The following is a 13,888-nucleotide window of genomic DNA, read 5'->3' on the forward strand; positions in this document are numbered from 1 at the left end:
TGGTCGGGCAGTTGGTGGTCGCGGTCGGGAGTCCGCTGGGGTTGGCGGGCTCGGTGACCGCGGGCGTGGTGAGCGCGCTGGGCCGCGCGGTTCCGTGCTGCGGCAGTCGCTCACCGTGGCGAATGAGGATGCGGCACGCCGACATTCGCACGCCATCGGCGCCATGATCGATCCGCTGCGCGAGGCCGTCGGCGCGCTGAACCAGCACATCCAGCAGGTCGAGCACCATCGCATCAACGCCTATTCGAGTCTGCGCGAACAGGTCGCAGGCATGCAGCGCACCTCACATCAGCTCACCAGCCAGACCGGTCAGCTGGTCGCCGCGCTGCGCGCGCCGCAGGTGCGCGGGCGCTGGGGCGAGATCCAGTTGGAGCGCGTGGTGGAACTGGCGGGGATGACCAGGCACTGCGATTTCGACACCCAGGTGACCAGGGCCGCGCGCAGCGACGGCGGCACCGAGCGCACCGGCATGGTGCGGCCGGACCTTGTGGTCAGGCTGGCGGGCGGCAGGCAGATCGTGGTGGACGCCAAGGTGCCGTTCACCGCCTATCTCGAGGCCACCATGGCCGATGATCCGGACGAGCGCGCCGAACTGCTCGGCCGCCATGCCAAACATCTGCGTGCCCATATCGATCAGCTGGCCGATAAGGCATATTGGCTGGCCTTCGATCCAGCACCGGAGTTCGTGGTGCTGTTCGTGCCGGGCGACCCATTCCTCGACGCCGCATTGACGACCGACTCCGCACTACTCGAGCACGCCTTCGGCCGCAATGTGATCCTTGCTACTCCGACGACTCTGATCGCATTGCTGCGGACGGTTGCCTTCGGCTGGCGACAGGAGGCACTGTCCCGCGATATGGCAACCGTTCAGCAATTGGGCCGCGAACTCTACAACCGGCTCGGCATGACCGGTCGACATCTGGACCGGCTCGGTGCGCAACTCGGCAAGGCCGTAGACGCTTTCAACTACACCGTCGCGTCGGTGGAATCGCGGGTAATGGTCACCGCCCGCAAACTCCACGACCTGGAAATAGCCGAACAGGAAGCGCCAGCAATCCAGCGTGTCGATTCGTGGCCGAGGGCGGTCGGCTTCGCCGACGCCGAGGATCAGCCCGGGTGACCGCCGTGCCGTAACACCCCCCGACGCGGCGGCAGTTAGTGTTCATAGTGTGGCTGCTTCCCAACGTGTGCGAACCCGGGTGCCCGCGCCGCATCGTTCGATCCTGCCCTCGGTGCCGGGAATCCCGGCCGGGGCAGCGGTCGGGATCGCGGTGGCGTGCACGTTTCTGGGGTTCCTGATCGATGCCCGCGGCGAGAGTAACGAGCTGACCGCGACGTTCAACACGTTGTACGTCCTGGGCTGCGTCGCGGCGGTGCTTGCCGTCCGCTACCGCGGCGTCTTCACGACGATGGTGCTGCCGCCGCTACTGCTGTTCATCGCGGTGCCGCTGGCCTATCAGCAGCTGACCGGCCACGCCTCCACCGGGTTCAAGGACATCCTGCTGAATCTGGCCATCCCATTGGTGAACCGGTTCCCGGTAATGGCGCTGGCCACTGTGCTGGTGCTGGCGATCGGTGCGGGCCGGATCCTGCTACACCGGCGCGGCGAGGCCACCGAGCGCGCCGACGAGCCGCGCAGGGGTACCAGTTGGGGCCGCAGCAATGCGCCGAAGCGTGCGCGGTCCGAACGCACCGGGGGCGGCTCACTGGCCGATGCCGCGCGCCGCCGGACCCGCCGCCCGCAGGTCGATCCGGCCGATCTCGATACCGATCTGCATCTGCCGCGGCCTAATCGGCGCGCGAATTCGGAAGTGGCGGATACGCCGCCGCGCGTCGGCGGCACCGCGAAGAGCGGCCGGGGTGAGGAACGCCCGGCCCGCGAGCGCCGACCGGATACCACCCGCGCCGCCCGACCGGCAGCGCCCCGGGGCGAAGGCGATTCGAACCGAGCCGCCCGGCCGGCAGCGGCATCCACTCGGGCAGAGGGAGATTCGAACCGGGCCGGCACGGCACGACGGCGCGGCGAGGCACCGCCGCCGCATCCGCAGCCCAATGTCCGCTACCGCGAACGCGATTCGAGCCGGACCGAGCGACGGCGGCCGGAAAACCTCTAGCCGGATTTCCGCTGGCTCAGCTCAGCGACGCGAGGTGCGCAATTCCCTTGGCAGCGCGAAAACAAGCGTCTCGTTGGCCGTTGTGACCGGCTGCACATCCCCGAATCCGTGCTCGGCCAGCAGATCCAGCACACCGCGCACCAGGATGTCGGGCACCGACGCACCGGAGGTGATGCCGATCGTGCGCACCCCGTCCAGCCACGCCAAATCCACCTCGCGGGCAAAGTCGACCAGGTGGGCGGCCTTGGCGCCCGCACCGAGTGCGACCTCGACCAGCCGCACCGAATTGGACGAGTTGCGCGAGCCGACCACGATCACCAGATCGCATTCCGGTGCCATCGCCTTCACCGCGACCTGACGGTTCGAGGTGGCGTAGCAGATGTCATCGCTCGGCGGATCCTGCAGCGCCGGGAACCGCTCGCGCAGCCGCTGCACCGTCTCCATGGTCTCGTCCACGCTGAGCGTGGTCTGTGAGAGCCAGATCACCTTGGACTCGTCGCGCACGGTGACCCGGTCGACCGAATCGGGACCGTCGACGAGCTGCACATGGTCGGGCGCCTCCCCTGCGGTGCCCTCGACCTCCTCGTGCCCCTCATGGCCGATCAGCAGAATGTCGTAGTCGTCGCGGGCGAAGCGCTTGGCCTCCTGATGCACCTTGGTCACCAGCGGGCAGGTCGCGTCGATGGTGCGCAGATTGCGCGCGGCCGCCGACTCGTGCACCGCGGGTGAGACACCATGTGCGGAGAAGACGACCAGCGCGCCCTCGGGCACCTCATCGGTTTCATCGACGAAGATCACGCCGCGCTCGCGCAGCGTCTCCACCACGTGGCGGTTGTGCACGATCTCCTTGCGCACGTAGATCGGCGCACCGTGCTTCTCCAGCGCCTTCTCCACCGTCTCCACCGCGCGATCCACACCGGCGCAGTACCCGCGCGGCTCGGCTAGCAGCACGCGCTTGCCACCGTCGGCATCGGCGGATCCGGAACCGGCCGAGCGGGCGATTCCGACGTTCAATGGGATGGCCGAAGACATGTCCCTCAGCTTACGTGCGGCCAGTGAATGCCGGACGGCCGGTCACCGCCTCGTTCAGGTCATTCTCGACACACTCCGGATAGATTGTGTGTCTGTGACACCAGTGCTTTGCATAACATCCCGTATCGGGCAGGCTAGGAGCATGTTTCGACCACCGTTCCTGGCCCGGGTCGCTGCCGGAGCCGCCGTATACGCCATCGAAGAAACGCGTCGGTTACCCACTGCCGCAATGAATTTCCCGATCACCGCGATCAGCCAGATGCTGCAGACCACCATGCACGTCCAGCAGTTCGTGACCAGCCTCGCCCTCAAGGGCGACGGCGTCTTCGACCGTCTCACCAACTCCTCCGTCGAACAGCCCGAGTGGGCCACCTTCGACGAAGACGCGGAGCCCGAGTTCACCGCCACCGCGCGCGAAAGCCGTTTCGACCTGTACGCCCCCGAAGCCGAATTCGCCCCGCACGACACCCTGACCGCCGAGGCCGCCGCTCGCGCCGGTGAGAGCAATGGTCACGCCGCCCCGATCCAGAGCATCGCCGAGCCGGAGACCGAGGTCGCGGCCCCAGCGGCCGCCGAGCCCGAGCCCGAGGTAGTCGAGCCCGAGGTGGCCACCCGGTACGACTACGCCAATATGACCCTGGCCCAGTTGCGCGCCCGGCTGCGCATGCTGACCGTCGAGGACCTGACCGCCCTGCTCGACTACGAGCAGCACACCCGCGCCAGGGCGCCGTTCGTGACCATGCTGACGAATCGGATCGCCACCGTGCGGGCCCAATGAATTCGACATCGCGCAGCGATTCGCCGAGTGGGGGCGAACCCGCCGCCGCAGAGTCGACGGTTGGCCGGGACTCCTCCGGCCAGCCGCTGCGTGTTTACCCGGCCGCATGACACAGGACGGCTCCCCATTGACCGCATCCCCTGCCAATTCCGCCGAGCACCCGATGCCGGTGCGCTCGGTATCGATCAAGGTCGCGCAATGGATCGATCGACTCGGCAGCATCTGGGTGGAGGGGCAGATCACCCAGATCAATCTGCGGCCGGGCACCAGCACCGCATTCCTGGTATTGCGTGATACCTCCGCCGATATGTCGCTATCGGTGACCTGCCATCCGGACCTCATCCGCCGATCCGCGGTACCGCTGCAGGAAGGCAGCCGGGTGGTGGTCTACGGCAAACTCGCGTTCTTCACCGGTCGCGGCACGATTTCGTTGCGCGCCATGGAGATTCGCCCGGTCGGCATCGGTGAACTGCTGGCCCGCATCGAACGGTTGAAGGCACTGCTCGCCGCGGAGGGACTATTCGATCCCCGGCTGAAGCGGCCGATCCCGTTCCTGCCCAAGACAATCGGCCTGATCACCGGTCGGGCGAGCGCCGCCGAGCGCGATGTCCTGAGCGTGGCCCGAAACCGCTGGCCCGCAGTACGTTTCGAAATTCGCAATACCGCCGTACAGGGCCCGACCGCGGTGCCGCAGATGCTGGAGGCGCTGGCCGAACTCGATCGCGATCCGGCGGTCGAGGTCATCGTGCTCGCTCGCGGCGGCGGCAGTGTCGAGGATCTGCTGCCGTTCTCCGATGAGGCGCTGTGCCGCGCGATCGTCGCGGCGACCACCCCGATCGTCAGCGCGATCGGTCACGAACCCGATAACCCGCTCTGCGATCTCGTCGCCGATCTGCGTGCCGCCACCCCCACCGATGCCGCCAAGCGCATCGTGCCCGACGCGGCCGCCGAACTGGCCGGGGTCCGCGATATGCGCGCCCGCGCCGCCGCCGCGCTGCGCGGCTGGGTCGACCGCGAGACCAGGGCATTGGCGCAGCTGCGTTCCCGGCCGGTGCTCGCCGACCCGCTGCGCGAACTGGACCGCCGCTATGACGAGATCGAGCGCCTGCGCTCGGCCGCCCGCCGCACCGCCGAGCAGCTGATCCGCACCGAAACCACCGCCACCCGCCATCTGCGCGAAAAACTCACCGCGGTGGGACCGGCCGCCACGCTGGCCCGTGGCTACGCTGTCGTGCAGCACGTCACCGGTAAGGACCGGCATGTGGTCCGGTCCATCGAGGACGCGCCCGCGGGCAGTCAGCTGCGCATCCGGGTCGCCGACGGCGCGATCACCGCCGCCGCGCTCGGCACTCGAGCGTTGGGCAACCCCGCACTCGCACCGAACAACACCGACACAGGGAGGAACTGACCTTGGCCGACTCCGGCAAGGACGACGAGCTGGCCGAGATCTCCACCTTCGGCTACGAACGCGCCCGCGACGAACTGGTCAACGTCGTGAAAATGCTCGAACAGGGCGGCCTCGACCTGGACGACTCGCTGGCACTGTGGGAGCGCGGCGAAGCACTGGCGACCCGCTGTGAGGAACATCTCGCGGGTGCGCGCCAGCGCGTCGAGAATGCGCTGTCCCGCACCGATCTCGAAGCCGACGAATGACCATCCGCCGCGCCACCCCCGATATCCGCACCGCCGATATGGCGGCCAGCCGCGAGTTCTACCAGCGGCTCGGCTTCGAAGAGGTGATGGATCTCGGCTGGGTGGTGACGATGGCGTCCCCGGCCAACCCGACCGCCCAGGTACTGCTCGTCGGCTCCGAAGCCGAACAGCCACAACCGGATATGAGCGTCGAGGTCGAAGATGTGGACGCCGTACACGCGGCCATGGTCACGGCGGGCGCGGAAATCGTCTATCCGCTCCGCGATGAGCAGTGGGGTGTGCGCCGGTTCTTCGTGCGCGATCCCAGCGGGACGATTGTCAACGTGGTCAGCCACCGCTGAGTGGCGCGCTACTTCTGTAGCGGCTGGGCGGCGGTGACGGCGGTGGCCAGGGTGGTGAAGGCGGCGTGATTGCCCGCGCCGGTGATGAGCACCCTGGACCGGCCGAAATCACCGATCCAAGCCGTCTCGGAGCCTTGTTCGGCGTACACCACCCACTTCTGGTCACCGACCTGTTCGGTGCCGGTGCCGTAGCGGGAACCGAGGACGAAGCGGGATAGCGCTTCTTCAGTCGCGCTGCTCTGGCTCATCCGCAGGTAGGTGCCCTGCGGTGTGATATATCCGACTGTGCTGACCGGACCACCGCCACTGGTGGTGATGGTGTCGCGGCTACCGGAGTTGGGCGTCCAGCCCTCGGGCAGGCTCGGATTGCGGATCGGGAACGGCATCGACTTCGCGTCCACCGACAGCGCCGCGTTCACATCGAAGTGCGGTATCTGCCCCTGGGTCGGCCCCTTCGCGGCGAAGCTGCACTGACTGGCGAGCCCGGCGAAGACCACGGCGATCAGCACCAACGGGATCAGCGACCAGAACAGATCCCGGTAGTCGTTGAGGATGCGCGGCTTTTGGTACGACACGCTCCCAGTATCCACGCTCGACCTGGCACCCGAACGAGAGGTGCTCCGTGATCTGGAGCTGACCTTTTCGAGCGACCTGCACGCAATCGCTACGGGTAGTACCTGATCGCGAACGGTCGCGCTTCTGAGACAATCAGCAGTAGCAACGACCGTAGGAGGCACACCGTAATGACGGCATCTTCGCCCGCACCCAGCCGCCGCGAGGCGCCGGACCGCAACCTCGCGCTCGAACTGGTCCGGGTCACCGAGGCCGGTGCGATGGCCGCGGGCCGCTGGGTCGGCCGCGGCGATAAGGAGGGCGGCGACGGCGCGGCCGTCGACGCCATGCGGCAGCTGGTCAGCTCGGTTTCCATGCGCGGCATCGTGGTCATCGGTGAGGGCGAGAAGGACGAAGCGCCCATGCTCTACAACGGTGAACTGGTCGGCGACGGCACCGGTCCCGAGGTCGACTTCGCGGTCGACCCGATCGACGGCACCACGCTGATGTCGAAGGGTTCGCCGGGCGCCATCGCGGTGCTCGCGGTCGCCGAGCGCGGTGCGATGTTCGATCCGTCCGCGGTGTTCTACATGCACAAGATCGCGGTCGGCCCCGATGCCGCGGGTGTGATCGATATCTCCGTGCCGATCGCCGAGAACATCGCCCGGGTCGCCAAGGCCAAGAACGTCTCGAAATCCGATCTCACCGTCTGCATCCTGGACCGGCCCCGGCATGCCGAGCTGATCCAGCAGGTGCGCGATGCGGGCGCCCGCATCCGGCTGATCTCCGACGGTGACGTCGCTGGCGCCATCGCCTGCGCCCGACCGGATTCCGGCACCGACATCCTGGTCGGCATCGGCGGCACCCCCGAGGGCATCATCGCCGCCGCTGCCATGCGCTGTATGGGCGGCGACCTGCAGGGCATGCTCGCCCCGAAGGACGATGAAGAGCGGCAGAAGGCGATCGACGCGGGCCACGACCTGAGCCGCGTACTCACCACCGAGGATCTGGTCGCGGGCGATAACGTCTTCTTCTGCGCCACCGGCGTCACCGACGGCGACCTACTACGCGGTGTGCGCTACTACGGCGGCGGCGCGTCGACCCAGTCGATCGTCATGCGCTCCAAGTCCGGCACGGTCCGCATGATCGACGCCTACCACCGCCTGACCAAGCTCCGCGAGTACTCCTCCGTCGATTTCATCGGCGACGAGCACGCGGTGCCGCCGCTCCCCTGAGCGATACATCCCTGACCGGTCGAGCCCGATTCGAGCCATTCGGATCGGGCTCGACCCATCTCGCGCGCATATTCGCGCCCGCCGACTTCCGATCCCGAATCGAGAAGCACCCGGCTTCACACATCTGGCGCTACGGCGCAGATTCCGTCAGGAGCTGCGGATACGGCTCTCGAGAAATAGCGCATCCAGACCTGACATCGATCGAATTGCCCGGCCACGACACGATGCCGGTGACGCCGCACCAGCTCGACGGCGCCGACCGCGCACAGGAATGGCAGCGCATCATCGCCGCCCAACCTCGCTACGCGAAGTACCAGCGCAAATCCGATAAGGAATACCCGCCGATCCGGCTCACGCCGCACTGACTACGCGACGAGGGTGAGGTGCTCGGCCTCGACATTGTCGGGCCCGCCCGCGCGCGTCAGCAGGCGGGCAATGGCCTCGGCGACCCGGGTCGGCTGCTCGAGAATCACCGAATGACCGGCGCCGTCGACCAGCACGCAATCCGAGTACACGACGGCAGCCGCCATTGCGACGGAATGCGACGGCGGCGTCATCAGGTCGGCGCTGCCGCACAGCACCAAGGTCGGGATATTCGAGAGCACCGCGAGCGCGTCGGTTTGGTCGTAGGTCATGAAGGCGCTCAAGAAGCTCGCCATCGTCACGATCGGCGTCGAGTTGTGCATCGCGTTGGCCAGGTTCAGCACCCGGCGGCTGACCTTGCGATCGCCGAATTCGGCGGTATGGATGATCGGAGCGAAAACCTTGCAGGCCATGAGCTTCGCGTGCTGCATCAGGCCGGGAGCAGATCGGACGGCGGCCTGGAATGCCGAAACGGCCGGGGTGCGCAGCAGGCGGCCGAACCCAGCGTCGGCGAGTCCGCTCGCCGCGGTCGCGATGAGTGCGACACCGACGATGCGCGTGCCGATCTCGTGCGGGTGCTGGCTGGCATAGGTCAGTACGGTCATGCCACCCATCGAGTGACCGACGAGAACGACCGGACCGGTGGGGGCGACAGCGTCGAGGACGTCGCGCAGGTCGTAGCCGAGCTGCTCGAGGTTGTAGGTCTGTCGTGACGCCGCGGCGGAGTCGCCGTGGCCGCGTTGGTCGTAGCAGACCACCCGGGCGCCGACGTACCGGCGCAACAGGGCGTCGCGGACGTAGGTCCATGACGCGGTGCTCAGGCAATGTCCATGCAGCAGGACGACGGTGAGGTCGGCATTTCGCGGGCCGTATTCACGAACCGCCAGTGCCACACCGTCTTTGGTCGAGACCGTGGCACGACGTTCCGCCGAGTGGGCGAGTGTGCTCGAATTCGACATAGGAGGCTCCGGTTCGGTGTGCGGTGACCTGTCCAACTTTCCACCGGATTCGCCGCCGGTATCAGGCCCCCGAGTGCTGGGGTCGGTTCCCCAAGGTGGAGCGGATCACCACCAAGGTGCGAGCCCGATATGACGACTCTGTAGCAGCGATGAATTCGCGCCGCATGGTTCGTCCACACCGGTATGACCGAGCACACTCTCGAAACCGCCGAAGCCGATCTCGTCTACGACGTTCACGGACCGCTGCCCACCGCCGGCGGTCGCCCGCCGCTGTTCATGATCGGACAGCCCATGGATGCCACCGGCTTCCGCACGTTGGCCTCGTACTTTCCCGATCGCACGGTGGTCACCTACGATCCGCGCGGTCTCGGCCGCAGCGTCCGCAAGGATGGGCGTGTCGATAATTCGCCCACCGTCCAGGCCGACGATGTGCACGCGATCATCGGGGTGCTCGGCGCCGGGCCGGTCGAGTTGTTCGGGAGCAGCGGAGGCGCGGTCACCGCGCTGGCGCTGGTGGCGGCCCATCCGGACGATGTGACCACGCTGGTCGCCCATGAGCCGCCGCTCATCCCGGTACTTCCCGACGCCGCTGCCGCCGAGCGCGCCCGCGCCCAGGTGCGCGATGTGTACCAGGCCAAGGGGGCCGGTGCGGGCATGGCGAGCTTTATCGCCATGACGTCGTGGCAAGGCGAATTCACCGATGACTACTTCGCCCAGCCCGCGGCCGATCCCGCCCAGTTCGGCATGCCCACCGAGGACGACGGATCCCGTGACGATCCGCTGCTGTCCGACCGTTCTTGGGCGGTCAGCGGCTATCGCCCCGATGTCGCCGCACTCGCCGCTGCGCCCACCCGCATCGTCATCGCCGTCGGCGAGGAGTCCGCGGGCACCTTCACCGCACGCACCTCCGAGGCCGCCGCCGCACTGCTCGGCCAGCAGGCAACGGTATTCCCCAGCCACCACGGCGGCTTCCTCGGCGGCGAGTACGGCTACCCCGGCCAGCCCGAGGCCTTCGCCAGCAAACTCCGCGAGGTCCTCGAAGGCTGACGAGTATTCCCAGCGCGGCCCGGCGCGCGGTGTGCGAATCGCCTCAGGTGTGGCAACCCCGCGCGGGTCATCTCGGGCATAGGGTCGAAATCATGACGACCGAGGAGACGCAGTACCGCATCGAACACGACACCATGGGCGAAGTTCGGGTACCCCTGCACGCGTTGTGGCGGGCGCAGACCCAGCGCGCGGTGGAGAACTTTCCGATCAGCGGGCGCGGCCTGGAGCGGGCCCAGATCCGGGCGCTGGGTCTGCTCAAGGCCGCGTGCGCACAGGTCAACAGGGATCTCGGACTGCTCGATCCGGCGAAGGCGGATGCCATCATCGCCGCCGCGAACGAGATCGCCGATGGCCTGCACGATGACCAGTTCCCGATCGATGTCTTCCAGACCGGCTCCGGCACCAGCTCGAATATGAACGCCAATGAGGTGATCGCCTCGATCGCGAAGGCGAACGGCGTGACCGTGCACCCGAACGACGACGTGAATATGTCGCAGTCGTCCAATGACACCTTCCCCACCGCAACACATCTGGCCGCCACCGAGGCCGCGATCAAGGATCTGATCCCCGCGCTGGATCACCTGCGGCTGGCACTGCTGGACAAGTCGACCGAATGGCGCACCGTGGTGAAGTCCGGCCGCACCCATCTGATGGACGCGGTGCCGGTGACCCTCGGCCAAGAGTTCGGCGGCTACACCCGCCAGGTCGCGGCGGGCATCGAGCGCATCATGGCGACGCTGCCCCGGCTCGGCGAACTGCCGATCGGCGGCACCGCGGTCGGTACGGGTCTGAACGCGCCCGCGGGCTTCGGTGCGAAAGTCGTTGCCGAACTGGTGCGGTCGACCGAAATCGACGCCCTATCGGAGGCGACCGATCACTTCGAGGCGCAGGCCGCCCGTGACGGTCTGGTCGAGGCGTCCGGTGCACTGCGCACCATTGCGGTGAGCCTCACCAAGATCGCCAATGACATTCGCTGGATGGGATCGGGCCCGCTGACCGGTCTCGGCGAACTGCGGCTGCCCGATCTGCAGCCGGGCAGTTCGATCATGCCCGGCAAGGTGAATCCGGTACTGCCGGAAGCGGTTACGCAGGTGGCCGCCCAGGTGATCGGCAATGACGCGGCCATCGCGTTCTCGGGTGCGAGCGGCGCGTTCGAGTTGAACGTCTATATCCCGGTCATGGCACGCAATCTGCTGGAGTCGATTCGGCTGCTCGCCAATGTTTCGCGACTGTTCGCCGATAAGTGCATTCGTGGCCTGATCGCCAATGAGGATCATCTGCGCACCCTCGCGGAATCGTCACCATCCATCGTGACGCCACTGAATTCCGCGATCGGTTACGAAGAAGCTGCCGCGGTCGCCAAGGAGGCTTTGAAGGACAAGAAGACCATTCGCCAGACCGTGATCGATCGCGGTCTGCTGGATGAGAAGCTGACGGTTGAAGAACTCGACCGCCGACTGGATGTGCTATCGATGGCGAAGGTCGACAACGCGGAGTAAGCAAATGTGCGGGTATGGCCGCTGTGGCCATACCCGCACAAGTGGTCGATCCGCGAACCAGGTCAGCGATCAGAACTGCAGATGCCCGAGTTCCGCGCGCGCCTTCTCACCCACTTCACCGAGGTCGGCCCGGGTGAAGAACTCCCATCGCTGCAGCAGCGGCGCGAAAACCAACTCGCCTTCCTTGGCGGGGTCATAGATGCCCGCCTCGGCGAGTACGTCGTCGCTGCTGCGCCCGTCGGCCAGCGTCACCGATGGCACGTGGAAGTTCGCCACACCGTCGGCAATGGCCCGCATCGTCTGATCCGGCGCGATGCCGAACGCGGCCGTGATCAATTCGGCGAAGAACACCGACTGCAGCTCATCGTCGCGCGCGATGCGCTCGGCCATGGCGGTGACCATCTTGTTCTCCCCGAGCGCCGCGGTGTTGCGATGCCGGATGCCGGCGGCGGCTTCCTCGAACGCGCAGGTAGCGAGCACATCGAGCAGGTGCAGCGGGGGACGCCGGAACCCCTTGGTCATATGTTCCATCCGCAACCGCTCCAACTCCACCGGGTCGACCGACCGGGTGACCATGAGGTGGTTGCGGATCATGATCTCGTGGCGGTTCTCCTCGGCCGTCCACCGGCCGACCCAGCGCCACCACGATCCGATGCGCAGATATTTGCCGATCTCGCGGTGGTACGAGGGCAGGTTGTCGGCGATGAGCACACTGACCGTCAGCGCCAGCTTGGCGGTCTCGCTCAGTGTGGATTGCTCCGGCTCCCAATCGATTCCGCCGAGAAAGCCAAAATTGCGGCCGTCGTCCCACGGGACGTAGTCGTGCGGCTGCCAGCCGTCGGCGGCGGCGATATGGCGGCGCAGATTCAGCTCCACCTCATCGGCGAGGGACGCGAGTAGTTCGCGATCGGTCAAGAGAGTTTGCACTAACACAACCTAGCGGCTGGGCCCGGCGATGCGGGGATCTGAGTAGGAATCGGTATCGGCGTCCGAGCGTACAAGTGCTGGCCCTTTCGGGCGAGCCCCCGCATTTCCAGTGGTGAAACGCCAGTGCCCGGACGCCGTGCCGGATCAGGACTTCGGTGTGACGGTGGTATTGCCGTCCACCCAGGTGATGGTGCCGCTGACGAAATCGCTCTGCTTGCCGCCGGGGATATCCTTCTCATCGCTGGTCGGGTAGCCGAGCGTGCCGTCGGGGCCGCCGTTGTCCTCCCACGCCTTGCGGATTTCGCCCCAGACGATGTGCGCGCCGGTGTCCTTGCCCCAGACGATCGCGCCGCCGGTGAAGTCCTGCCACCTGCCGTCGTTCGGGCCGTCCTCCTGCGCCTTCAGTGGAGCGCCGAGCGGACCGGTCGGGCCGCCGGACTGTACGTACTTGTCGAAGATCATGCCGGTGACCGCGATGTCGCCGGCCTGGGTCGCGATCTTCGTTTCGCCCGCGGCGCCGGACATATGCTCCTCGCCGTGGCCGACGGCCGCCGAGGTGGTCGTCATGGACGCGGCGGTGTTCTTGTCCTTGTCGTCGTCTTTGCTGCAGCCAGCGGCCAGCAGCAGTGCCGTCGCCGCGATGACCGCGGTGAATCCAGCCGTTCGTCGAGCGAAGTGGTGCATTTCCATCCTCTCGAAAGTGGCTACCGATGCCACCGCGGACGCGGTGACACCGCGCGTAGCCTAGGCCGATGTCCGGCAACGGCCCGGCGAATCCGTATGAGACTCGCCGGGCCGGTGCTGAACAGGTTATCGCGCGGATATTACCCGCACGATTGTGAGGTGAAACACACGCTACGCATTTGCCCTGTGCCGCTATCGGTTCGGGCCGCTATCGGTTCGGGCCGTAGGAGCTCGGGCCGTACTCCTCCAACATCTCGGTCACGAGTGCCGCGATCGGCGACCGTTCGCTACGGGTCAGCGTGATGTGCGCGAAAAGCGGGTGCCCCTTGAGCTTTTCGATCACCGCGGCGACACCGTCGTGCCGACCGACCCGCAGGTTGTCGCGCTGGGCCACATCATGGGTGAGCACGACCCGCGATCCGGTGCCGAGTCGGCTCAGCACCGTCAGTAGCACATTGCGTTCCAGCGACTGCGCCTCGTCCACGATCACGAATGAATCGTGCAGCGAGCGACCGCGAATGTGGGTGAGCGGCAAGACTTCCAACATATCGCGGCTGAGCACCTCCTCCATCACCTCGCGACTGGCCAACCCGTCGAGCGTGTCGAAGACGGCCTGTGCCCATGGGCCCATCTTCTCGCTCTCCGATCCCGGCAGATAGCCGAGATCCTGCCCACCGACCGCATACAGCGGACGGAACACCACC

At 67.0% G+C, this 13,888-nt stretch carries 15 protein-coding genes and 2 pseudogenes; 11 read left to right on the plus strand and 6 right to left on the minus strand.

Features of this window, described 5'->3' with window-relative positions:
* From ABZW16_RS39735 to ABZW16_RS39745, 3 genes and pseudogenes are all read left to right on the plus strand, one after another.
* Positions 1-95, plus strand: a pseudogene (locus tag ABZW16_RS39735) (peptidase S1); the annotation flags it as partial.
* Positions 92-1,120: pseudogene (locus ABZW16_RS39740) on the plus strand (DNA recombination protein RmuC); the annotation flags it as partial. The pseudogenes ABZW16_RS39735 and ABZW16_RS39740, both read left to right, overlap by 4 nt.
* Positions 1,121-1,169: 49 nt before the next feature.
* On the plus strand, positions 1,170-2,114 hold the full coding sequence (locus ABZW16_RS39745; protein WP_354961310.1) for a DUF6542 domain-containing protein: 945 nt from the start codon (positions 1,170-1,172) through the stop codon (positions 2,112-2,114).
* Between the two features lie 21 nt (positions 2,115-2,135).
* Here the strand turns inward: ABZW16_RS39745 and ABZW16_RS39750 are convergent, their stop codons facing one another.
* Complete coding sequence (locus ABZW16_RS39750; protein ID WP_354961311.1) at positions 2,136-3,146, minus strand: 4-hydroxy-3-methylbut-2-enyl diphosphate reductase; 1,011 nt, start codon at positions 3,144-3,146, stop codon at positions 2,136-2,138.
* A 142-nt stretch (positions 3,147-3,288) separates the two neighbouring features.
* Here ABZW16_RS39750 and ABZW16_RS39755 point away from each other — a divergent pair, with 142 nt between their 5' ends.
* From ABZW16_RS39755 to ABZW16_RS39770, 4 genes are all read left to right on the plus strand, one after another.
* The gene (locus ABZW16_RS39755) at positions 3,289-3,924 is read left to right on the plus strand and encodes a lipid droplet-associated protein (protein ID WP_354961312.1); all 636 of its coding nucleotides are present in this window, start codon (positions 3,289-3,291) and stop codon (positions 3,922-3,924) included.
* 106 nt (positions 3,925-4,030) lie between these two features.
* Positions 4,031-5,332 carry an exodeoxyribonuclease VII large subunit gene (gene xseA, locus ABZW16_RS39760; RefSeq protein ID WP_354961313.1) on the plus strand — a complete coding sequence of 434 codons (1,302 nt, stop codon included), beginning with the start codon at positions 4,031-4,033 and terminating at the stop codon, positions 5,330-5,332.
* Between the two features lie 2 nt (positions 5,333-5,334).
* Positions 5,335-5,577 (plus strand): exodeoxyribonuclease VII small subunit, encoded by a 243-nt coding sequence (locus ABZW16_RS39765; RefSeq protein WP_354961314.1) that lies wholly within the window; start codon positions 5,335-5,337, stop codon positions 5,575-5,577.
* Positions 5,574-5,918, plus strand: coding sequence for a VOC family protein (locus tag ABZW16_RS39770; RefSeq protein WP_354961315.1), 345 nt, complete (start codon positions 5,574-5,576; stop codon positions 5,916-5,918). The genes ABZW16_RS39765 and ABZW16_RS39770 overlap by 4 nt, the downstream gene beginning before the upstream one ends.
* An 8-nt stretch (positions 5,919-5,926) precedes the next feature.
* Here the strand turns inward: ABZW16_RS39770 and ABZW16_RS39775 are convergent, their stop codons facing one another.
* Positions 5,927-6,493, minus strand: a complete 567-nt coding sequence (locus tag ABZW16_RS39775) for a DUF4245 domain-containing protein (RefSeq protein ID WP_354961316.1) — start codon at positions 6,491-6,493, stop codon at positions 5,927-5,929.
* Between the two features lie 168 nt (positions 6,494-6,661).
* On the opposite strand from ABZW16_RS39775, the gene glpX reads away from it, so the two are divergent.
* Complete coding sequence (gene glpX / locus ABZW16_RS39780) at positions 6,662-7,705, plus strand: class II fructose-bisphosphatase (RefSeq protein WP_354961317.1); 1,044 nt, start codon at positions 6,662-6,664, stop codon at positions 7,703-7,705.
* 230 nt (positions 7,706-7,935) lie between these two features.
* On the plus strand, positions 7,936-8,070 hold the full coding sequence (locus ABZW16_RS39785) for a hypothetical protein (RefSeq protein ID WP_354961318.1): 135 nt from the start codon (positions 7,936-7,938) through the stop codon (positions 8,068-8,070).
* Here the strand turns inward: ABZW16_RS39785 and ABZW16_RS39790 are convergent, their stop codons facing one another.
* Complete coding sequence (locus tag ABZW16_RS39790; protein WP_354961319.1) at positions 8,071-9,027, minus strand: alpha/beta hydrolase; 957 nt, start codon at positions 9,025-9,027, stop codon at positions 8,071-8,073. It abuts the gene before it with no gap.
* Positions 9,028-9,210: 183 nt separating this feature from the next.
* Here ABZW16_RS39790 and ABZW16_RS39795 point away from each other — a divergent pair, with 183 nt between their 5' ends.
* On the plus strand, positions 9,211-10,074 hold the full coding sequence (locus tag ABZW16_RS39795) for an alpha/beta hydrolase (RefSeq protein ID WP_354961320.1): 864 nt from the start codon (positions 9,211-9,213) through the stop codon (positions 10,072-10,074).
* Positions 10,075-10,166: 92 nt separating this feature from the next.
* Positions 10,167-11,573, plus strand: a complete 1,407-nt coding sequence (locus ABZW16_RS39800) for a class II fumarate hydratase (RefSeq protein WP_354961321.1) — start codon at positions 10,167-10,169, stop codon at positions 11,571-11,573.
* 69 nt (positions 11,574-11,642) lie between these two features.
* Here ABZW16_RS39800 and ABZW16_RS39805 read toward each other — a convergent pair whose 3' ends face one another.
* The 3 genes from ABZW16_RS39805 to ABZW16_RS39815 all read right to left on the minus strand — a co-directional run.
* Entirely contained in the window at positions 11,643-12,500 is an 858-nt protein-coding gene (locus tag ABZW16_RS39805) for an acyl-ACP desaturase (RefSeq protein WP_354961322.1), read from the minus strand.
* Positions 12,501-12,644: 144 nt separating this feature from the next.
* Positions 12,645-13,190 (minus strand): esterase, encoded by a 546-nt coding sequence (locus ABZW16_RS39810; protein ID WP_354961323.1) that lies wholly within the window; start codon positions 13,188-13,190, stop codon positions 12,645-12,647.
* Between the two features lie 202 nt (positions 13,191-13,392).
* The coding region (locus ABZW16_RS39815) for a PhoH family protein (RefSeq protein WP_354961324.1) at positions 13,393-13,888 on the minus strand (496 nt) is incomplete at its 5' end.

Origin of the sequence: Nocardia sp. NPDC004604, from assembly GCF_040609795.1 — a bacterium.
Lineage (GTDB): Bacteria > Actinomycetota > Actinomycetes > Mycobacteriales > Mycobacteriaceae > Nocardia.